The 19,432-nt window shown below is 68.8% G+C and carries 20 protein-coding genes; 2 read left to right on the top strand and 18 right to left on the bottom strand.

Annotated elements, in window-relative coordinates; genetic code table 11:
* Window position 1: 1 nt before the first annotated feature.
* Window positions 2-1,597 carry a hypothetical protein gene (locus EV675_RS12865; protein ID WP_130357609.1) on the bottom strand — a complete coding sequence of 532 codons (1,596 nt, stop codon included), beginning with the start codon at window positions 1,595-1,597 and terminating at the stop codon, window positions 2-4.
* Window positions 1,598-1,600: 3 nt separating this feature from the next.
* Window positions 1,601-2,413: a TrbG/VirB9 family P-type conjugative transfer protein gene (locus tag EV675_RS12860; protein WP_130357608.1), complete on the bottom strand. Its 813-nt coding sequence runs from the start codon at window positions 2,411-2,413 to the stop codon at window positions 1,601-1,603.
* A gap of 113 nt (window positions 2,414-2,526) precedes the next feature.
* Between EV675_RS12860 and EV675_RS12855 the strand changes: the two genes are divergently transcribed.
* Window positions 2,527-3,270 carry a metallophosphoesterase family protein gene (locus EV675_RS12855; protein ID WP_130357607.1) on the top strand — a complete coding sequence of 248 codons (744 nt, stop codon included), beginning with the start codon at window positions 2,527-2,529 and terminating at the stop codon, window positions 3,268-3,270.
* 5 nt (window positions 3,271-3,275) lie between these two features.
* On the opposite strand, the gene ugpQ is transcribed toward EV675_RS12855, so the two are convergent.
* The 14 genes from ugpQ to EV675_RS12785 all read right to left on the bottom strand — a co-directional run bounded on the left by ugpQ (window position 3,276) and on the right by EV675_RS12785 (window position 17,269).
* Window positions 3,276-4,052 carry a glycerophosphodiester phosphodiesterase gene (ugpQ, locus tag EV675_RS12850; protein ID WP_130357606.1) on the bottom strand — a complete coding sequence of 259 codons (777 nt, stop codon included), beginning with the start codon at window positions 4,050-4,052 and terminating at the stop codon, window positions 3,276-3,278.
* Entirely contained in the window at window positions 4,049-5,500 is a 1,452-nt protein-coding gene (locus EV675_RS12845; protein WP_130357605.1) for an extracellular solute-binding protein, read from the bottom strand. The genes ugpQ and EV675_RS12845 overlap by 4 nt, the downstream gene beginning before the upstream one ends.
* Before the next feature lie 42 nt (window positions 5,501-5,542).
* Window positions 5,543-6,793 (bottom strand): D-amino acid dehydrogenase, encoded by a 1,251-nt coding sequence (locus EV675_RS12840; protein WP_130357604.1) that lies wholly within the window; start codon window positions 6,791-6,793, stop codon window positions 5,543-5,545.
* Between the two features lie 117 nt (window positions 6,794-6,910).
* Complete coding sequence (locus EV675_RS12835; protein ID WP_130357603.1) at window positions 6,911-8,122, bottom strand: NAD(P)/FAD-dependent oxidoreductase; 1,212 nt, start codon at window positions 8,120-8,122, stop codon at window positions 6,911-6,913.
* Window positions 8,119-8,694, bottom strand: a complete 576-nt coding sequence (locus EV675_RS12830; protein ID WP_130357602.1) for a MarR family winged helix-turn-helix transcriptional regulator — start codon at window positions 8,692-8,694, stop codon at window positions 8,119-8,121. Before EV675_RS12830 ends, EV675_RS12835 begins: the two co-directional genes overlap by 4 nt.
* A 34-nt stretch (window positions 8,695-8,728) precedes the next feature.
* Window positions 8,729-9,049, bottom strand: coding sequence for a 2Fe-2S iron-sulfur cluster-binding protein (locus EV675_RS12825; RefSeq protein WP_130357601.1), 321 nt, complete (start codon window positions 9,047-9,049; stop codon window positions 8,729-8,731).
* Between the two features lie 11 nt (window positions 9,050-9,060).
* Window positions 9,061-10,260: a cytochrome P450 gene (locus EV675_RS12820; RefSeq protein ID WP_130357600.1), complete on the bottom strand. Its 1,200-nt coding sequence runs from the start codon at window positions 10,258-10,260 to the stop codon at window positions 9,061-9,063.
* Window positions 10,261-10,294: 34 nt separating this feature from the next.
* Complete coding sequence (locus EV675_RS12815) at window positions 10,295-11,017, bottom strand: ABC transporter ATP-binding protein (protein ID WP_130357599.1); 723 nt, start codon at window positions 11,015-11,017, stop codon at window positions 10,295-10,297.
* Entirely contained in the window at window positions 11,014-11,754 is a 741-nt protein-coding gene (locus EV675_RS12810; RefSeq protein ID WP_130357598.1) for an ABC transporter ATP-binding protein, read from the bottom strand. Before EV675_RS12810 ends, EV675_RS12815 begins: the two co-directional genes overlap by 4 nt.
* Complete coding sequence (locus tag EV675_RS12805; RefSeq protein ID WP_130357597.1) at window positions 11,751-12,749, bottom strand: branched-chain amino acid ABC transporter permease; 999 nt, start codon at window positions 12,747-12,749, stop codon at window positions 11,751-11,753. The genes EV675_RS12810 and EV675_RS12805 overlap by 4 nt, the downstream gene beginning before the upstream one ends.
* On the bottom strand, window positions 12,746-13,609 hold the full coding sequence (locus tag EV675_RS12800) for a branched-chain amino acid ABC transporter permease (protein ID WP_130357596.1): 864 nt from the start codon (window positions 13,607-13,609) through the stop codon (window positions 12,746-12,748). Before EV675_RS12800 ends, EV675_RS12805 begins: the two co-directional genes overlap by 4 nt.
* A 12-nt stretch (window positions 13,610-13,621) precedes the next feature.
* Window positions 13,622-14,785, bottom strand: coding sequence for an ABC transporter substrate-binding protein (locus tag EV675_RS12795; protein WP_130357595.1), 1,164 nt, complete (start codon window positions 14,783-14,785; stop codon window positions 13,622-13,624).
* 177 nt (window positions 14,786-14,962) lie between these two features.
* Entirely contained in the window at window positions 14,963-16,153 is a 1,191-nt protein-coding gene (locus EV675_RS12790) for an acetylornithine transaminase (RefSeq protein ID WP_130357594.1), read from the bottom strand.
* Window positions 16,154-16,222: 69 nt separating this feature from the next.
* The gene (locus tag EV675_RS12785; RefSeq protein ID WP_130357593.1) at window positions 16,223-17,269 is read right to left on the bottom strand and encodes a CDP-6-deoxy-delta-3,4-glucoseen reductase; all 1,047 of its coding nucleotides are present in this window, start codon (window positions 17,267-17,269) and stop codon (window positions 16,223-16,225) included.
* A gap of 32 nt (window positions 17,270-17,301) precedes the next feature.
* Between EV675_RS12785 and EV675_RS12780 the strand changes: the two genes are divergently transcribed.
* Window positions 17,302-18,387 (top strand): Rossmann-fold NAD(P)-binding domain-containing protein, encoded by a 1,086-nt coding sequence (locus EV675_RS12780; protein ID WP_242621397.1) that lies wholly within the window; start codon window positions 17,302-17,304, stop codon window positions 18,385-18,387.
* On the opposite strand, the gene EV675_RS12775 is transcribed toward EV675_RS12780, so the two are convergent.
* A complete protein-coding gene (locus EV675_RS12775; RefSeq protein ID WP_130357592.1) occupies window positions 18,347-18,961 on the bottom strand; it encodes a LysE family translocator in 615 nt (204 codons plus the stop codon). The two genes, EV675_RS12780 and EV675_RS12775, sit on opposite strands and share 41 nt — an antisense overlap.
* A 16-nt stretch (window positions 18,962-18,977) precedes the next feature.
* Complete coding sequence (panD, locus tag EV675_RS12770; RefSeq protein ID WP_130357591.1) at window positions 18,978-19,343, bottom strand: aspartate 1-decarboxylase; 366 nt, start codon at window positions 19,341-19,343, stop codon at window positions 18,978-18,980.
* Between the last annotated feature and the right edge of the window lie 89 nt (window positions 19,344-19,432).

The raw sequence follows: 19,432 nt of genomic DNA, 5'->3' as shown, positions 1-19,432 counted from the left end.
ATCAGAAGCCTTCCTCGACCTGCGCGGTGATGAGCACGACCGTGTTGCGGCGCTCGCGCGCGGTCTTGCCCGAACCGCCCAGCAGCATCGATGCGCCCTCGTCCAGCCTGCGCTTGTCGTATTGGTCCTGCGACCGCTCGAAGCCCGAGACCAGCACGGGCTGCCCGGGCCGCAGTTCGACCTGTTGCACGGTCCCCATGCCGTCCACGGTCTTCTGCTGCAACTGCACCTGGTTGCCGCTGGCACCGAAGGTCAGCGTCTTGAGCGGCTGGGCGACGGTGTTGTCGTAGGCGATGGTCAGCAGGATCTGGCCGTCGTCCTGCGCATCCGGGATCACGGTCAGGAAGGATCCGACGGTTTCCTCCTTCTGCGTGACCGACGGGGCGGTGGACGTTCCCGCCGACGATGCCACGGTGGTGACCTGCACCTGGTCGATGTAGGTGAAAGTCGTGCGCACAGCATGCGTGACCGGCCGCCGGTTCAGGGTCTGCAACGGCACCGTGGTATGGCGGGTGATGGTGGCGATCTCGCTCAAGGCCTTCAGCACCACCGCCGAGCCGTCCCAGCGTCCGCCGGCGATGGACAGGCCCAGGCCCGATCCCGCCGCGTCCGACACCAGCGACGCCGGCGAGCCCGCTTGCGCGGCATCCCGCGTACGGCGATAGATCAGGTTCCAGTCTATGCCCTGCTCGGTCTGATTCCTGGCCACCAGCTCGATCTCTTCGAACATCAGTCGTACGCGCCGGGTCAAGGCCTTGTTCTCGCGTTCCAGGAACGCCGCGACGCGGTCCAGCGCCTCGGGCGTGTCGGTGACGACGATGAGCCCGGAGGCATCCCCATTGGCCACCAGGGTACCGGCACGGGTCAGAAAGGGTTCGAGCTTGGCCTTGACCGCGCCCAGTGCATCGCTGCCGCCGGACTCGATGCGCGTGGACGAGGTGCTTTCGAAGGCGCCGGCGCTGCCGCCCGCCGCGCGTCCCAGGCTGGCCGCCGCGGAGGCCTTGAGCGTGAGCGCACGAACGTTGAATACCCGGGTATCCGTGCGGAAGAACACGATGGCGCCGGCCTCGTACTTCCAATGGACGCCCAGCCGGTTGGCGGCCATGTCCAGCAGGCGGGGCAGCGGATGCAGGCCCGTCGGCAGGCTGACCTGGGCGGCGGCCGCCGGCCCCGCGACCGCCGCCTGGGCCAGGGCCAGGCGCGGCAGAAAGGCTTCCTGGGGCAGCAGGGCCTCCGGCCGCACGCGTACCTGTATGCCGGTGGCCAGTGCGATCTGCTCGCCCAGCGTGGACAGATCGACCCGGCCGCCAGGGAACATCAAGGCGGTCTCGACCGAGGCCCGGAGCGCCTCGGGCAGCGTGACCTCGCGCGACAGCGGCTGGGGCCGGCCCGCCAGCCACGGACGGCCCACCTCCTGCGCCCGTACTCGCTCGCGCTCGCCCGCCACGGCCTGCTGGAACGGAATGCGGGCGGCCGCGATGTTGTCGGCGGCGCGCGCCGCATCGGCGTCGATGCGGCGCATGGCGTCGAGCTGTCCGCAGCCCGACGTGACGAGAGCAACAAGCAGGAGCGGGCAGGCGCCACGAATCTTGACCATGGCCTATCCCTGGCGTCCTGCTGGCGCGCTGGTACGGTCGCACGACTCGGCATGGGGCACCACGCGCAGCACGCGATTCGAATAGAAGCATGGCTGCAAGGGATGGGCGGACAGTTCGGTGGAAGCCAGCAATTCGCGCACGGCCGTCTTGAAGTCGCTACCCAGGTTGGCCGACCCGGCCAGCGGGATGTCGACGTCGACCGTCCAGTGTTCGGGCTCGAACGTCCAGCCGGCCGCCGTGGCCCAGCGACGCAAGGCCTGGCGCATGGTCCGGTCGGCCGGCGTGGCATCGTACGGAGCGCGACGGACGGAAACGGGATCCACGACGGAAGCGCGTCCTGCACCGGGCGCGGCGACATGCGTGCGCGCGGGCTCAAGCGGCTTCATGGCGGCGAACGACGGCTCGTCCGACCCGGACGGATATCCCTCCCCGCGGCTGAACCCATCGGCCGCGAGCCGGGCACCGTGTCCGTGATACTGCGCCCGCGCCACGACCTCGCCTATCCGCAGCAGGTACTCGCGGGCCGTGCCGGCCACCACCGCGTATCCGCCCTGCCAGGCCACGGGTGCCAACCGTTCGCCCTGAGGCCCCACGCTGAAGACGGCGGGCAGCACCTGCCCGACCCGGAATTGCAGATAGGTCTGCCGCCCGTCGTCGAAAACCTGCACGGGCGCGACGCGTTTGTCGCCCGCGATGCGATAGGAGAAATCGAAGGCGCCATCAACGCCAGCGGGTGCGGCCGGCAGGACTTGAGCTGTGACGGCTCCGCAGACTAACGAGGCTGCGACAGAGACGGCGATACGGCACGGATGCATAATGAACCCTTGGCAAAGCGTCGCGGCCCAGGCCGCGTCCAGGGCTGCATCGTGCCGCAGGTGATAGGGTGCGAGTAGCGTGTGAACCACGTACGTAAGGTCGCATTTGTCCCATGCGCATAAGAGTCCTCTCCGATCTCCACCACGAACACTTCAACGGCAACCGCCCGCTGCCCGAGGTCGACGCCGATCTGGTCGTGCTGGCCGGCGACATCCATACGCACGACCTCGGCATCGAATGGGCCGGCCGGCACTTCGGCGGGACGCCGGTCATCTACGTGCCGGGCAACCACGAGTTCTATGCCTCCCACATGGGCAGGCTGGACCGCAAGATGCGCGAGACCGCCCGCCGGCACGGCGTGCACTTGCTGCAGAACGAGGCGGTGGAGCTGGACGGCGTGCGCTTCCTGGGCGCCACGCTATGGGCCGATTTCGCGCTGTATGGATCGCCCGGCGACGAACTGGCGCAGGCCATGGCCGTGCGCGTGATGCCCGATTTCACCTGCATCGAGACCGACCAGGGCAGGTTCACGCCGACGGCCTGCATTGCCCTGCACCAGGCCTCGCGCGCCTGGCTGGGCGAACAGCTCGAGACCCCCTATTCCGGCCGCACGGTGGTCGTCACCCACCACGCGCCCAGCGAACGTTCGGTGCCGCAGCAGTACAAGGGCAACCAGTTGTCGCCGGCCTTCTCGTCCAACCTGGACGACTTGGCGGCCAAGGCCGATCTATGGATACACGGCCATACCCACACCTGTTTCGACTATCGCATCGGCCAGGCGCGCGTGGTGGCGAACCCGGGCGGCTACCCGGGCGAGAACGAGGAATTCGATCCGGAACTGGTGGTGGAGATCTGACCGCGTCAGCGGAAGTCGGCGCCGATCAAGTCGTAGCGATCGGTGCACAGGGCGTCCACGCCCCATGAGAAAAGTTCGCGCGCCCGCGCGGGATCGTTGACCGTATAGCACATGAGGCCGTAACCGGCGGCCTTGATGCGGCGGGCCATCCCGGCGTCGAGCAGGTCGTGCCGGCAATGCAGGGATACGCAATCCAGGGCGCCGAGGCGTGCTTGCCAGTCTGGCGGCACTTCTTCCACCAGCAGGCCGCGGGGGATACCGGGAGCGGCCTCGCGGGCGGCGCCCAGGGCCTTGGCGGAAAACGACGAGAACAGCGGCAATCCGGCCGGATCGACGGCGCCGGCGTACAGGTCCTGCACCATCTGCCCCACCACGTGCCCGGTATCCACGTCGTGGCCAGGCATGGGCTTGATCTCGATGTTCATCCACATGCCGTGGCGGCGCAGCCATTGCACGATGTCTTCCAGGCTGGGCACGGGCTCGCCCTGGAAGCGCGGATCGAACCAGCCGCCCGCGTCCATGCGCGCCAGGTCGGTGGACGCGAACGCGCCGACGTCGCCCACGCCGGGCACTGTGCGCCCGAGTTGGGTGTCGTGCATGAGGATGGGAATGCCATCGGCGGCGAGCATGACGTCGAACTCGACGCCGCCGACACGGCGGGCATGGGCTTCCTGCATGCCCGCCAGGGTGTTCTCGGGGGCCAGCCGCCCCCCGCCCCGATGGGCCACCACGCGGGGATAGGGCCAGGTCCTGGTGGAAGCGGCGCCATCCCCCGCTGTCATTTCTTCGCGCTCATCACCGACGACGACCGCGCCACGGCGTCGTCCAGGCCCTGCTTGGGCGGCTTGACGCCATTCCAGACGGCATTCAGTTCGCTGTTGATGATGTCGGTCACGCGATCGTAGTTGTTCAGGCGAAAGCCCCGCGTGAACTTGGCGGGCGGGTTGGCCATGGCCCGCACCACGCTCTCGGCGCCGGGGATGTTCTTGTAGAAGGACACCTCGGAAGCGCGGTAGGCCGCTTCGGTCAGCGGCAGGAAGCCGGTCTTCTGGTGCCATTCGGCCGCCACCACCGGCGTGGCCAGGTAGGCGATGAAGGTGGCCAGCGCCTTCTGTTCGGCGGTGGAATGGCCGCCCAGCGCCCAGAACGCGGAACCGCCCACGAACGGCGTGCTGGGACGCGCCGCCTCTTCCTCGTAATAGGGCAGCGGCGCGACGCCGTACGAAAATGCCGCCTTGCCCTGCACCTGGGCCAGCGCGCTGCTGCCGCTGGTCAGTACGGCGCATTCGCCGGACGCGAACGCGGCGTCGCCCTGGTCCTGGTCGGTACGCACGGGGAACAGGTGGCTGCGGACCCAGCTCATCATCAGCGCCAAGTGGCGGACATGCAGCAGGTCGTTGGCCAGCAGCTGGGCGCCGTTGGGACCGTCCAGGCCGTTGTTGCGGGTGGCGTAGGCCGAGTTGTGCATGGCCGAGAGGTTTTCCACGTGCACCCAGGTCTGCCAGCTGGTGGCGTAGGGACAGTTGACGCCGTTCTGCAGCAGCGCGATCAGGTGCGCCTGCATGTCGCGCCAAGTGCGCGGCGGCGCATCGGGATCCAGGCCGGCGCGCCGGTACAGGTCGCGGTTGTAGAGATAAATGGGGATGTCGGCCATCCAGGGCAGCGCCAGCAGGCGGCCCTTGGCGTCGCTCATGCCGGCGGTGGTCTGCGGCAGGAACCAGCGCAGGTCCTTGATCGGATACTTGGCCAGCAGTTCATACATGGGCAGGATGGCGCCCTGCCGCGCGATGAACTCGGGCGAACGGTTGTCGGGCAGCTCGACCAGGTGCGGAGCGTGGCGGGCGCGCACGGCGGCCGTGCCGTCCTCGATCAGCGCCTCGACCGAGGGCTTGGCAGTGACCTTGACCGTGAAGCCGTGCCGCTGTTCGTTGAAGCGCTGCACCAGCGAATCGAACTCCGCGGCCTGCTGCGCGTTCAGGGTATGCCACACCTGCAACTCGATCGGACCGGAAGGCGCGGCCATCGCGGCGGCGGCACCGGCGGCGCCGGCCGCGCCCGCGGCCTTGGCGGCTCCCGACGCGGACTTCTTGGCCGGCGCGGACTTGGCCGCCGGCTTGGCGTTGCCCTTCTTGGCGCCCTGCGCCGCCGCCGTGCCCAGGCCGCCCATGGCCAGGAAGCTGGCCGCGAGCACCGACACACCCCAATTCAACCAGCGCTTAGTCGGCTGCATCGATCCGTTCTCCGAAAACATGGTCAAGCTCAAGAGACACACTCACAAAAAGGGAAAATCCACCTGCGGCCGGCGGCCGCTTATCAGATCGGCCAGGGCCTTCCCCGACCCGCAACCCATGGTCCACCCCAAGGTGCCATGCCCGGTGTTCAGGTACAGGTTGGGCACGCGCGTACGTCCGATCAGGGGTACGTTCGACGGGGTGGCCGGACGCAAGCCCGACCAGTACGACACCTGGTCGAAGTCCAGCGCGCCCGGAAAGAGCTCCCGCGTCAGGGTGGTGAGCGCTTCGCAGCGCACCGTGTTCAGAGCGCGGGAATAGCCGCTGAGTTCCGCGGTCCCCGCGACTCTCAGCCTGTCGCCCAGCCGCGAAAATACCACCTTATGGGCGCTGTCCGTCAGGCTGACCGTGGGGGCCCGGGTGGAATCCGTAACGGGGTATGTCGCCGAATAACCTTTGGCCGGATAGACCATGCAGGGCACGCCCAGCGGGCGTACCAGATCCGGCGTGAAGCTGCCCAGCGCGGCCACGAATACGTCGCCCTGGACCTTGGCGTAGCGGCCATGGGCATCGATGGTTTCCACCGCCTTGACCCACCCGCCCTCGTCCAGCAGGCGCGTGACCTGGGTGGAGAAACGGAATTCCACGCCGGCCGCGGCGGCCTTCCCGGCCAGCGCGGTGGTGAATTGATAGACGTCGCCGCTTTCGTCGGCCGCGGTGTAGTCGGCGCCGACGATGCGATGGCTTTGCGGCGCCAGCGCCGGCTCCAGCGCAACCAGTTCCTCGGTGCTGAGGATGCGCCGGTCGACGCCGTATTCGCGCATCAGGTCGGCCGCTTTCTGCGATGCGTCGAACTCGGCCGGATCCCGATAGAAATTGATGATCCCTTTCTCGAGATGATCGTAAGGGATGCCCAGTTCGGCTCGCATGGCCTGCAGGGTCTGGCGGCTGTAGGCCGCCATGTTGACCAGGGCCCGTACGTTGCGCGGCAGCCGGCCGGGCAGGCATTCGCGCAGGAAGGCCAGGCACCACAGCCATTGGTGCCAGTCGGCGTGCAGCCGGAACAGCAGCGGCGCATCGCCCTGCAGCAGCCAGCGCGCCAGCTTGAGCGGGGCCTGCGGATTAGCCCAGGGCTCGGCATACGAAACCGAGATCTGGCAGCCGTTAGCGAAACTGGTTTCCTGCGCCGGACCAGGCTGGCGGTCGATCACCGTGACGTCGTGGCCGGACTGGCGCAGCCACCATGCGCTGGACGTGCCGATGATACCGCTACCTAATACGACAACTCTCATTCTTGCTCCTCGTGCCTGGCGGGCCATGCCCGCCGCGGCGCCGCCCCGGCAGGCGGCGGAAAGCGTAAGTGTATCGCCCCCGCACCCCGGCCGGAGGAGTTCGGCCGGAGCGCGGTCTCAGGCCTTCAGCGGCACGGCGGGATCCGCCGCCGTGCCCTTGGCGGGCGAGAGCCCGGCCTGCATGAGCTTGCGGGCCGTCATCTGGTCCACGGGCGAGTTGACCGACTCGATGGCCCGCAGCGCGTCGCCCTCGAAGTGCAGCACCGAGAATCCGTTGCCGCGCGCCGCCGGCCGCACGATGCTCTCGTAGCCCGGGCGCCACAAACCGGTGATCTGCAGACGCGCCTCGCCCTGGTCGGACCAGAACCAGGGCACGGCCGTATAGGGCTGGGGATCGCCGCACAGCCGGGCCGCCAGGGTGCGGGCCTGGTCGTTGGCGTTCTGCACCGATTCCAGCCGCAGCGGCTGCGGCCAGGCCGGATGCGGGAAGGACGTGCAGTCGCCGATGGCGGAAATGGCCGGGTCCCCGGTGGCCAGAGTGGCATCGACCACGATGCCGTTGTCGCAGGCCAGGCCGGCGTCGCGCGCCAGGTCCACGTTGGGGGTCGCGCCTATGCCGGCGATGATGATGTCCGCGGGAACGACCGCGCCGCCCGAGACCACGCCCACCGCCCTGCCCCGCGCCATCTCCAGGCCATCGACCGTACTGCCCAGGCGTATGTCCACGCCCGCGCCGCGATGCGTCTCAAGCAGGAAGGACGAGATCTCCGGCGACACCGACCGCGTCAGCAGGCGCGGCATGGATTCGAACACCGTCACTTCCTTGCCCAGGTGGCGTGCGGTGGCCGCAATCTCCAGCCCGATGAAGCCGCCGCCCAGCACCACCACCCGCCGGGCACCAGGCAGCGCGTCGCGCAGGGCCCGGGCCTGGGCGTAAGTTCGCAGATAATGCACGCCGGGCGTTCCCACCGGCGCCTGCGGCAACTCGCGCACGCATGCGCCGGTGGCCAGCACCAGATGGTCGTAGGGCAGGTCTTCCTGCCCCGCGACCGACGACAGCCGCAGGCGCTTGCCGGCCCGGTCGATGGCCAGCGCGCGGGTGCCCAGCTTCAGCGTGATGCCGGCCTGCTCGTAGAAGGACGCACCGCGCAGCTCGGGCAGCGGCGCCTCCGGGTCCTTGATCAGGGTCTTGGACAGCGGCGGCCGGTGATACGGGATCTCGGGTTCGTCGCTGACCAGGACGATGCTGCCGGGAAACTGCTTTTCCGCCAGCGAGGCGGCCAGCTGCGCGGCGGCGTGCCCGCCGCCCACGATAACGAGTCGGGTCATGGGGTGGTTACCTTGCGTCGGCGCGGGCCGCGGGGCGGGACCAGCCCCCGGGCTCGCTGGTTTTCCATGAAGGCGTCGGATGTGGCATCGACCATGGGCAGGTTTTCATGCAGGCGCCGCAGCAGGTCGATCAACACGTCGACCTCGCCGGGCGCGAGCACCGACAGGAACGCCTGTTCGCGGTTGAGCGCGAACTTCATGATGCTGTCGTGCATCTCGCGCCCCCGGGGCGTGAACGTGGCATGGCGCAGCCGGCCGTCGTGGTCGTCGGAACTGAACGAAACCAGGCCCTGCGCATGCATGCTCTTGAAGGTGCGGCTGACCGAGGCCTTGTCCATGCCGATGAGCTGGCACACGCGCTGCGCGGTGACCTTACCCTCGATCGCCAGCATGACCATGATCCGCCAGGTCTCGATGCCGATGCCGTAGGTCTCGAGGTAGTGCTTGGACGCGCCGCGCGCCAGCTTGTTGGCGATGAAGGTGAAGTACGCGGGGGTATAGCGGTCGAGATCGACGGCGGGGCCCTGCAGCGCGTCGGTGCGCGTCGGACGTTCTCGTTGTCTGGCGGTCATGCCTCGGGCACGGGTGGCGTGCGTGGATAAGGGGTTATTGGCTCTCCGGCAGCGTGAACGACAGCCCGGCCAAGTCTTCGGTCATTTTAACTTGGCAGCTCAGGCGGCTGTTGGAACGGCGCTCGCCGGCCGTGCACTCCAGCATTTCGCTCTCGGTGGACAGCATGGGCGGCAGCCGCGCCAGGGCCGCCTCCTCGACGTAGACATGGCAGGTCGCGCACATGCACGAACCGCCGCATTCGGCGACGATGCCTGCCACGCCGGCCGACACCGCCGCCTGCATGATGCTGGTGCCCACCGGCACGTCCAGGGTGACACGCTGGCCGTCGGGCTGGATCAGGTGAACTTCGGGCATACATCCTTCCTTCATGCTGCGTGGAGTTTCAAGGGCAGGCTCGCCAGCGCCCTGAGCGTGTTGTTCAGGCGCCGCGTGGGCGGCCCCAGCGGCTCGATGCGGCGCACGCGGCGGGCCAGCGTCGAGAGGATCAGTTCGCCTTCCAGCCGTGCCACCGCCTGCCCCACGCAGCCGTGCAGGCCCGAGCCGAAGGTCATGTGGCCGGTGGCCCGGCGCTCGATGTCGAACACGTCGGGGTCCTGCCACTGGCGCGGATCGCGGTTGGCCGAGGCCAGGAAGGTCAGCATCTTGGTATCCGAGCGGATGGGCACGCCCGCCAGTTCGCAATCGCGGCTGGCGGTGCGGAAGAAAGTCTGCACCGCCGCCTCGAATCGCAGCGATTCCTCGAAGGCCTGGCGCGCCAGCGCGGGATTGGCGTGCAGCTTGTCCCATTGGTCCGGGTGGTTCGCCAGGCACCACAGCGCGTTGCCGATGCCGTTGACCGTGGTGTCGACGCCCGCGGACAGGAACGAGCGCACCAGCATCGGCGCCTCGGTCTCGGTCAGCTCGCCGGTCTCGACCGCCTGGTAGATCTGGTCGCCGAAACCGCCCGGCCGCAGGTGCTGGCGCTGGCAGTTGGTCATGATCCAGTCCGTCAGCGGCTCGACCCGCTTGGCGGCGTTGATCAGCAACTGATTGCGGGGGCCGAAGGCATTGAACACCATGTCGCCATAGGCCAGCAGGTTCTCGCGCCCGTCTTCGGTCAGGCCGACCGCGTCCGGGAAGACCTTCAGGGGATAGGCCTCGCCCAGCTCCTTGACGCCGTCTATCGTGCCCTTCTCCAGCAGCCGGTCGATCAGCGCCTCGGCCACCGCCTGGAACTGCGGGCGGATCTGCTGCACCGTTCTTGGCGACAGGATGCGGCCCAGCACCGTGCGCGAGCGGGTGTGCTGCGGCGGATCGGCCTCCAGGATCAGGCTGGGCGGGCGGAACGGCTTTTCCGTGCGGAAATTGGCCAGCCCGACGCCCGCCGACGAAATGAAGGTCTGCCAGTCGTTCAGCACGCCGTGAACCTCGGCGTGCCGGGCCACTGCCAGGATGCCGTATTTGGGAATATGCACCACCGGGCCTGCATCCCGCATCCGGCGGTGGTAGTCGTAGGGATCGGTCAGGAACTCGTCGCTGAACGGGTCGAAATCGACCACGGGAATATCGGCGGCTATATCGCTCATGTTCGCCTCACGGGTGGGGTTCGGGACATGGCCGTCACGCGACGGCCATGCCCAGGTAACGATCGAGAATGTCGTCGCGGGTCCGCAATTGCGCGCAGTCGCCCTGGTGGACCACGCTGCCGCGCTCCAGGATGACGCCCTGGCGGGCGAAGGCCAGGACCTCGTGCACCTGCTGCTCGACGATCAGCATGGTGGGTCCGCCCTGGGCCGCCAGCCGGCGGAAGGCTTCCAGCAGTTCCTGGCAGATCACCGGCGCCAGCCCCTCCAGCGGCTCGTCCAGCAGCAGCAGGCGCGGGCGCCCCAGCAGCGCCCGGGCCACCGACAGCATCTGCTGCTCGCCGCCCGACAACTGGTTGCCCCGGTTGCGCCGGCGCTCGCGCAGGCGCGGGAAAAGCGCGTAGGCCTGGTCGAGATCGCCGGCGGGAAAGCGTTTCAGGCCCGCCACCAGGTTCTCCTCCACCGACAGGGAGGCAAAGATGTCGCGGGTCTGGGGGACGTAGCCCAGGCCCAGGCCGGCGCGTTCGTCCGGCCGGCAGTGCGTGATGTCGCGCCCCTCGAACAGGATGCGTCCCGCCTTGACCTGGGCCAGGCCCATGACGGCCTTCAGGGTGGTGGACTTGCCCACGCCGTTGCGGCCCAGCAGCGCGGTCAGGCTGCCCGCCTCCACCGCCAGCGCAAGGCCGTCGAGCACCGTGACCGGGCCGTAGCCCGCCACCACGCCCTGCAATTCCAGCAGGGGAGCGCCGCCCGGGTTCATGACTTCGCTCCCAGGTAGGCCGCCCGCACCTCGGGATGGCGGCGGATCTCGTCCGGCGTGCCCTCGGCCATGATGCGCCCCTCGGCCAGCACGATGATGCGCTGCGCGAAACTGAAGACCAGGTCCATGTCGTGCTCGATCATCAGGATGGAAAGACTGCCGGGCAGGTCCTCCAGCGCCCGCAGCACGGTGCGCCCTTCCCCGCGAGGCACGCCGGCCATGGGTTCGTCCAGCATCAGCACCGCGGGCCGCAGCGCCAGCGCCAGGGCCATCTCCACCAGGCGCTGCTCGCCATAGGCCAGGCCGCTGGGAGCCTGCGCCGCCGCCGGTTCCAAGGCCAGGCGCTCCAGGATGGACCAGGCCTCGTCGCGGACCTCGCGGCAGGCGCTGAACGGGCGCCACCACCGGTGCGCCATGCCCAGGCGCGCGTGGATGGCCATTTCGACCTGGTTCAGCACCGGCATGTGCGCCGGCAGCGTGGTGATCTGGAAGGTGCGGGCCAGGCCGCAGGCCACCCGTCGGGCCTGCGAAAGATGCGTCAGGCGCCGCCCCTCCAGCAGGACCTCGCCGCCGCCGGGCTTGAGCGTGCCCGAGATCAGATTGACCAGCGTCGTCTTGCCCGCGCCGTTGGGACCGATCAGGGCCACGCGTTCGCCGCGGCCCAGGTCGAAGGACACCGAACGCGTCACGTGCAGGCCGCCGAAGGACTTGTCGAGCTTGCGTATGCTGAGCGTCATGCGGCCTCCCGCCGGCCTGCCCGCGCGCCGTTCGCCCATGGCCGCGGGATCGCCCGCAGCCATGAGGCCAGCGACTCGCGCGGCACGAGCACGATCACCATCAGCAGGCCGCCGATGACGAACAGCCAGTGGTAGGGATTGATCGACGAGGCGGTGTGGTGCAGGACCATGAAGATCGCGGCGCCGACCAGCGCGCCGTACAGCCGCCCGGCCCCGCCCAGTATCAGCATCACGAGCGCCTCGGCCGACAGCGAGAAACCGAGGCTGTCCAGCCCCACGATGCCGCTGATCTGCGCCGACACCGCGCCCGCCATGCCCGCGAACAGGCCCGCGATCACATAGATCTTCCACAACTGGCGCGCCACCGGCGTACCCAGCGCGGGCATGCGCGGGCGGCACTGGTGGATGCCCCGCACCGACAGGCCGAAGGGCGAGTCGACGATGTGCTTGACGACGTGGTAGCTGCCCACCAGCACCGCCAGCGCGTACAGATAGGCGACCTTGCCTTCCAGGTCGAAAGGCGCGACACCCAGGACGGGATCGATGGCGAAGCCCGACAACCCGTCGTCCCCGCCTGTCCAGCCGCGCAGCTTGTTGGCCAGGCTGTGCAGGATCTGCGCGACGGCCACCGTCAACATCAGGAACGTGAAGCCCTGGTAGCGCAGGACCAGCAGGCCCGAGACCGCGGCCGTCGCCGCGCCGGCCGCCGCGCCCGCCGCCAGCCCCAGCAGCGGATCGGCGGTCCAGCGCAGCGCGACGATGCCGGCCGCGTAGGCGCCCATGCCGAAGAATGCCACGTGGCCCAGCGTGGCCAGCCCCGCGATGCCCACCACCAGGTCCAGCGACAGGACGAACAAGGCCATCACCGCGATGCGCGCCAGCAGCGGCCACTGGTCGGGCAGCAGCAGGCCGCACAGGCCAATGCCGGCGATGACGACGCAATGCCGCAGCGGCGACGACGGCGCCAGGGCGCGTTCGATGCCCGCGCGATTCATGCGGCTCTCCTGAGCAGGCCCTGGGGCCGCGCCGACAGCACGAGGATCATGGCGACGAAGAAGAACAGGCTGCCGTATTCCGAGGCCAGATACTTGCTGGCGGTCTCGATCACGCCCAGCAGCAGCGCCGCGGCCAGCGTGCCGGCGATGCTGCCCATGCCGCCCACCGCCACGACCACCAGCACCAGGACGAGGTACTTGAGGGCATAGTAGGGTTCGAGCGGCATCAGCTCCGCGCCCAGCACGCCGCCCAGCGCCGCCAGCCCGCAGCCGGCGGCGAAGGTCAGTCCGCTGACCAGGCGTATATTGATGCCCAGCGCCGCCGCCGCATCCTTGTTGTCGACCGCTGCCCGCAGCCACACGCCGAAGCGCGAACGCGCGACCACCAGGCCGCACAGCAGCGCCACCGCCACGCCCATGGCGATGACCAGCACGCGCTGCATGGGCAGCGTGCGCATCCCCAGGTCGACCGAGCCGGCCAGCCACGGCGGCAGAGGAATCAGTTGCACCTGGGGACCGAACACGAGATTGGTGGCGGCCACGAACACGAAGGCCAGGCCGATGGTGAACAGCACCTGGTCGAGCTCCGAGCGGCGATACAGGCGCCGCAGGACGACGGCTTCGAGCACCGCCCCCAGCGCCGCCGTCAACACGACGGCGGCGGCGACGCCCGCGGCAAAGTCCCAGGACTGGATGCGCACGAACCAGGCGGCCAGGTAGCCGCCGGTCATCGCGAAGGCGCCGTGGGCCAGATTGATGAAGCGCATCAGTCCCAGCGTGATGGAAAGCCCCACGGAGATGATGAACAGCACCATGCCGTAGGAAATTCCGTCGATCAGGATATTGGCGAGGATCTGCATGGCGGCGGCGCCCTACTTCCTGAACCCGAAGTCCGGCTGCGGCCCGAAGTTCTCGACTTCCCTGTTGATCAGTTCGCCGCCGCTGCGCTCGACCTTGCGCAGGTAGACGTTCTGGGTCACGTGGCGCGTGGCCGGGTCGATGGACACGGGTCCGCGCGGGCTTTCCCAGGACAGCTTGCGGGCCGCCTCGATCGCCGCCGCGCCGTCTCGCTTGCCACCGGTGGCCTCGACCATCTTGTGGATGACGGCCATCCCGTCCCAGGCGCCCACCGATGCGTAGTTCGCGATCGCATCCTTGCTCTGCCCGCGTAGCGCCTGGACGAACTTGCGGTTGGCATCGGAGTCGTGCGCGGCCGAGTAGTGGAACGCGGTGGTCAGGCCCAGCGCCGCGTCGCCGAACTTCTGCAGGTCGAATTCATCGGTCTCGGCCGACCCCAGGAAATCGATGCCGGCCGCGCGCAGCCCGTTCTCGTTGTAGGCCTTCACGAACCCCAGGTTGGGCGGCCCGCCGGGCAGGAAGACATAGACGCCCTGTGCGCCGCTGGCCTTGATCCGCTGCACGAAAGGCGCGAAATCGGTGGTGCTGATGGGCATGCGGATGGACTCGACCACCGCGCCGCCAAGCTTGGCGAACTCGGCTTTGAAAGCCGTCTCGGCATCGACGCCGGGCGCGTAGTCCGTCACCGCCGTGACCATCTTGCGCTTGCCCTGCTTGTGGGCCCAGCGCGCGGCGGGAACCGTCACCTGCCAGAGGGTGTACGAGGTACGGATGAAGTAAGGCGACTTCTCGGTGATGTCGGACGTCGCGGCGTTGAAGATGACCGTGGGCGTCTTCGATTGCGTGATGAGCGGCGCCACCGCCATCGCATTGGGCGTGAAGACGAAGCCGCCCAGGTAATCGACCTTGTCCTTGACGATCAGCTCCTGCGCCAGCGCCCGCGTCCCGCTGGGATTGGGGCCGCCGTTGTCGCGATACAGCACCTGTACCTCGTGGCCGCCGAACTTGCCGCCCTGGCTCGCCAGGTAGGCCTCCACGCTGTCCTTGTAGAGCTTGCCGTAATGGGCGAACGGCCCCGAGAACGGCCCGATGACGCCCACCTTGATCGTCGCCGCCTGCGCCTGGGCGGCACAGAACACGGCCGCGGCCGCGATGGCCCCGCCTATCAGCTTCCTCATGTCTCCTGCTCCTCGTCTCGTGGCGAATTTTTTGCAGTGAGGGCGATTCTGTGGCAAGAAAGTTGGTTAATCAACTAGTTGATTACCCTAACATTCATCCATGAAAAAGCCCCCCGCTCCGGAACGAAGCGAGGGGCTGCGCGTGACGGCGGCGGCCCGGCTGCCCGGGCGCCGGGACTACTTGCGCACGGCGGCGATGATGCCGTCGAGCTGTTCGAGCATCTGGTCGATCTCGTCCGTGGTCACGTTCAGCGCGGGCATGAAGCGCAGCAGGTTGCCGCGCGGCGCGTTCAGCAGCAGGCCGTTGGGTTCGAGCGTGCGGGCGCGCTCGACGATGGCGGGGCCGTCCTCGCGGTCCATGATCAGCGCGCGCAGCAAGCCGTTGCCGCGTTCGCCGGGCATGCCCCACTTGGCGGCCAGTTCCACCAGCCCCCGCGACAAATACTGTCCGCGCTCGCGCACGCCTTCCATGAAGCCCGGGGCGGCCAGCGCGTCGAACACCGCCACGCCGATGGCCGTCATGAGCGGGTTGCCGTTGTAGGTGCCGCCCTGGTCGCCGTGCTTGAACACGCAGACCTCTTCACGCGCCAGCATCGCGGCCAGCGGCGCGCCGCCGCCTATGCCCTTGCCCAGCGTCATGATGTCGGGGCGCACGCCTGCCTGCTCGTAGGCGAACATCGTGCCGGTGCGGCCCATGCCGGTCTGCACTTCGTCCACGATCAGCAGCAGCTTGCGGGCGTCGGCCAGCTTGCGCAGGTTCTGCATGAACTCGGTGGACGCGGGAATGACGCCGCCCTCGCCCTGCACCGGCTCCAGCATGATGGCCACGGTCTGGTCGTCGACCAGGGCCTCGACCGATGCCAGGTCATTCAGCTCCGCCTTGGGGAAGCCGTCGACCTGGGGCGCGAAGATCGTGCTCCAGCCCGGCTTGCCCGAGGCCGACATGGTCGCCAGCGTGCGGCCATGGAAGCTGTGGTTGAAGGTGATGATCTTGAAGGCGCCCTGCTTGTGGACCTGGCCCCACTTGCGCGCGAGCTTGATCGCGCCTTCGTTGGCCTCGGCGCCGCTGTTGGCGAAGAACACGCGGTCGAAGCACGAGGCCTCGGTCAGGCGCGTGGCCAGTTCGATCGACGGCAGATTGTAGAAGGCCGGCGACGGGTTCAGCAGCAGGCCCGCCTGCGCCTGCACCGCCTTGACGATTTCCGGCGGGCAGTGTCCCAGGCAGTTGACCGCCCAGCCCTGGATGAAATCGAGGTATCGCTTGCCTGCATGGTCCTCCAGCCACGACCCCTGCCCTCGGACGAACACGAGGTCCGGGCGCTGCGTGATCTCCATGAGGGCGTTGACGTTGAACTGGCCGAATTCCATGACTCAAACTCCTTGCGTGCCCGGGGGGCGGAAAATGGAAAACCCGCCGACGCGGCGGGTCGATAAACATTACACCGTGTTGCGGGCGATGTCTGCCTCGGACGTGAAAGAGTCCGCATAAAACTCGTCATCGGGCAGTCCGCACTGTTGTACAAAATCCCTATGCGCCGATTCCACCACGATGGGAGCCCCGCAGGCGTATACCTGGTGGCCGGACAGATCGGGCAGGTCGGCCATCACCGCCTGGTGCACGAAGCCCGTGCGGCCGGTCCAGGCGTCCTCGGGCAGCGCGTCCGACACCACGGGCACGTAGCGGAAGTCGGGGCGGATACGGGCCCATTCCCGGGCGGCCTCGTCCATGTACAGGTCGCGCGGGCGGCGGCCGCCCCAGTACAGGTGGACCGGGCGGCACATGTCCTTGTAGATCATGTGCTCGACCATCGCCCTGATGGGCGCGAAGCCGGTGCCGCTGGCCACCATGACGATGGGCTTGTGGCTGTCCTCGCGCAGGAAGAACGAACCGAACGGCCCCTCGAAGCGCAGGATGTCGCGCTCCTTCAACTGGGTCGCGCCCGCGCCGAACACGTGGTCGGTGAACGCCCCGCCGGGCAGGTGGCGGATGTGCAGCACCAGCCCGCCTTCCTCGTGGGGCGCGTTGGCCATGGAGTACGAGCGGCGCCGGCCATCCTTCATGATGATCTCGACGTACTGCCCGGCGTTGAAACGCAGCTGCTCGGTGGCCGGCAGCTGCAGGCGGACGATGCGCACATCGGGCGCCGCCTCGGCCAGGCCCTGGACGCGGCAGGGCATCTTGCGGATGGGAATGTCGGCGATGCCCATGACCTCGCGCGCCTCGATGGTGAGGTCGGTCAGCGGGCGCGCCACGCAGAACAGGGTCAGGCCCAGTTCGGCCTCCTCGGGCGTCAGCGTCTGGGCCTGGTGGGGTCCGAGCTCGATCTCGCCCGCGACCAGCTTGCCCTTGCACGACGAACATGCCCCATTCTTGCAGCTATAGGGCAACATTACGCCTGCCTGCAGCGCCGCATCGAGCACGGTCTGGCCCTGTTCGACCGTGAACCGATGACCGCTGGGCAGAACGGTGACCTGATGACTCATCACCTGGATCCTATGAAAACGATGGAAATACGATGAATATCCCGCAGCCCGCGCATGCCGCGCGCCTGGGTCGCCCACGCCTTTTGATCGTAGGCTGCGGCGACACGGGCATGCACGTCCTGGAGCGGCTGGCGGGCCGCAAGCGGGTCTTCGCGCTGACGTCCAGCCCCGGGCGGCTGCCCGAGCTGCGCGCCGCGGGCGCCGTTCCGCTGCTGGGCAACCTGGACTGCCCGCGGCAACTGGCCCGCCTGCGCGGACTGGCCGCCGACATCCTGGTGCTGGCTCCTCCACCCGGGCAGGGCGAAGGCGATCCGCGCTCGCGCCGGCTGGCTGCCGTCCTGCGGCGACCGGCCTCGAAGGCGCGCGCCAGGCCGGCCGCGATGGGCCCTGGCCCACGGCAAATCCGGCATGCCGCCATTGTAGCCAAACCGCGCAGCGGCGCCCTGGCCCGGGCGACCAGGCCCATCACGGTGGTCTATGCCAGCACGACCGGCGTCTATGGCGATGCGCGAGGCCGCAGGCTGTCCGAGACGGCGCCCGTGCGCCCCGCCTCGCCCCGGGGCCGGCGCCGGGTGGCGGCCGAGGCCGCCTGGCGCTCTCCCGGCCCGGCGCGCGCCCGCCAGGCGCACCTGGGCCTGGCCTCCTGGCGCGCCATCGTGCTGCGTATCCCCGGTATCTACGGCCGCGACCGGCTGCCGCTGGAGAGGCTGCGTACCGGCCTGCCGCGCCTGGCTCCCGGTGAAGACGTCTACACCAACCATATCGAGATCGGCGATCTCGCCCGCGCCTTGGAAGCGGCCCTGTATCGTGGCCGGCCGCAGCGCATCGTGCATGCCGCCGACGGCCAGGACCTGAAGATGGGCGACTACTTCGACGCCGTCGCCGACGCCGCCGGCCTGCCCCGGCCGCCCAGCCTGCCGGCGGCGCAGGTTCGCGCCGCGGTCAGCCCGGCGATGTGGTCCTTCATGCAGGAATCCCGGCGCCTGGACAACCGCCGCCTGGTGGACGAATTGCGTGTGCGCCTGCGCCATCCCACCGTGCGGCATGCCCTGGATGAGTGGTTCGCCGCAGGGCGTCCTACTCCCACACGATGCGTACCGCCAGGAACAGGAAAATGAGGCCCGCCAGCCGGTCCAGCCACACGCCCACCTGGGGGCGGCGCCGGAGCAACTGCCCCAGCAGGCCGGCGAACCAGGCGATCAGGCAGAACACCACCGCCGCCTGGATCATGAAGATCACCCCCAGCCACAGCATCTGCCAATCGGGATGCCCGACCCAGGGATTGACGAACTGGGGCAGGAAGACCACGAAGAACAGCGTGACCTTGGGGTTCAGCATGTTGGCCAGCACGCTCTGGCCGAAGATGCGCGCGAAGCCGAGCGGCGGCGGGCCGCCCGTGGGCGAGAAGCCGCCCCGGCTGCGCAGCACCTGCACCGCCAGCCACATCAGGTAGGCGGCGCCGGCCAGGCGGATGGCGTCGAACGCCATGGGCGACGCCTTGAGCAGCGCCGCCACGCCCAGCACGGCCAGGGTGGTGTGGAACAGACAGCCCGAAGCGAAGCCCAGCGCGGCGGCGATGCCGGCGGCGCGGCCCTGGCTGAGGGAACGGGCGAGTACCTGGAGGTTGTCCGGGCCGGGGGCGATGGTCACGCCCACCGACAGGGAAAGAAAGAGCAGCAGATCGGCCTGCATCGGCGCACCGGCAGGCTCAGGACTTCCGGATCACTTCTTTGATGCGGTTGTTCTCGTCGACCAGGACCACGATGGGCTTGTGCTCGGCCGCTTCGGCGTCCGTCATGGGGCCGTAGGTGCAGATGATCATCAGGTCGCCCACGTGGGCGCGCCGGGCGGCCGCGCCGTTCAGCGAGATCTCGCCGCTGCCGCGCTTGCCCTTGATGATGTAGGTGGAGAAGCGCTCGCCGTTGTTGATGTTGTAGAGCTCGATGCGCTCGTACTCTTTCATGCCGGCGGCATCGAGGAAATCTTCGTCGATTCCGCACGAGCCTTCATAGTTCAGATCGGCCTGAGTCACCGCGACACGGTGAATCTTGGCGCGAAGCATGATGCGTTGCATAACTCGGGTGTCCTAGGAAGCGGCCGCAGACGGCCAGGTGCGTTTATACCCGATCCCGGCCGTACCGGTCCGGCGCCGCCTCCTGCCGC

Origin of the sequence: Pigmentiphaga kullae (assembly GCF_004216695.1) — a bacterium.
In the GTDB taxonomy this organism is placed as follows: Bacteria; Pseudomonadota; Gammaproteobacteria; order Burkholderiales; family Burkholderiaceae_B; genus Pigmentiphaga; species Pigmentiphaga kullae.
This window is presented reverse-complemented; position numbering and strand designations above follow the sequence as displayed.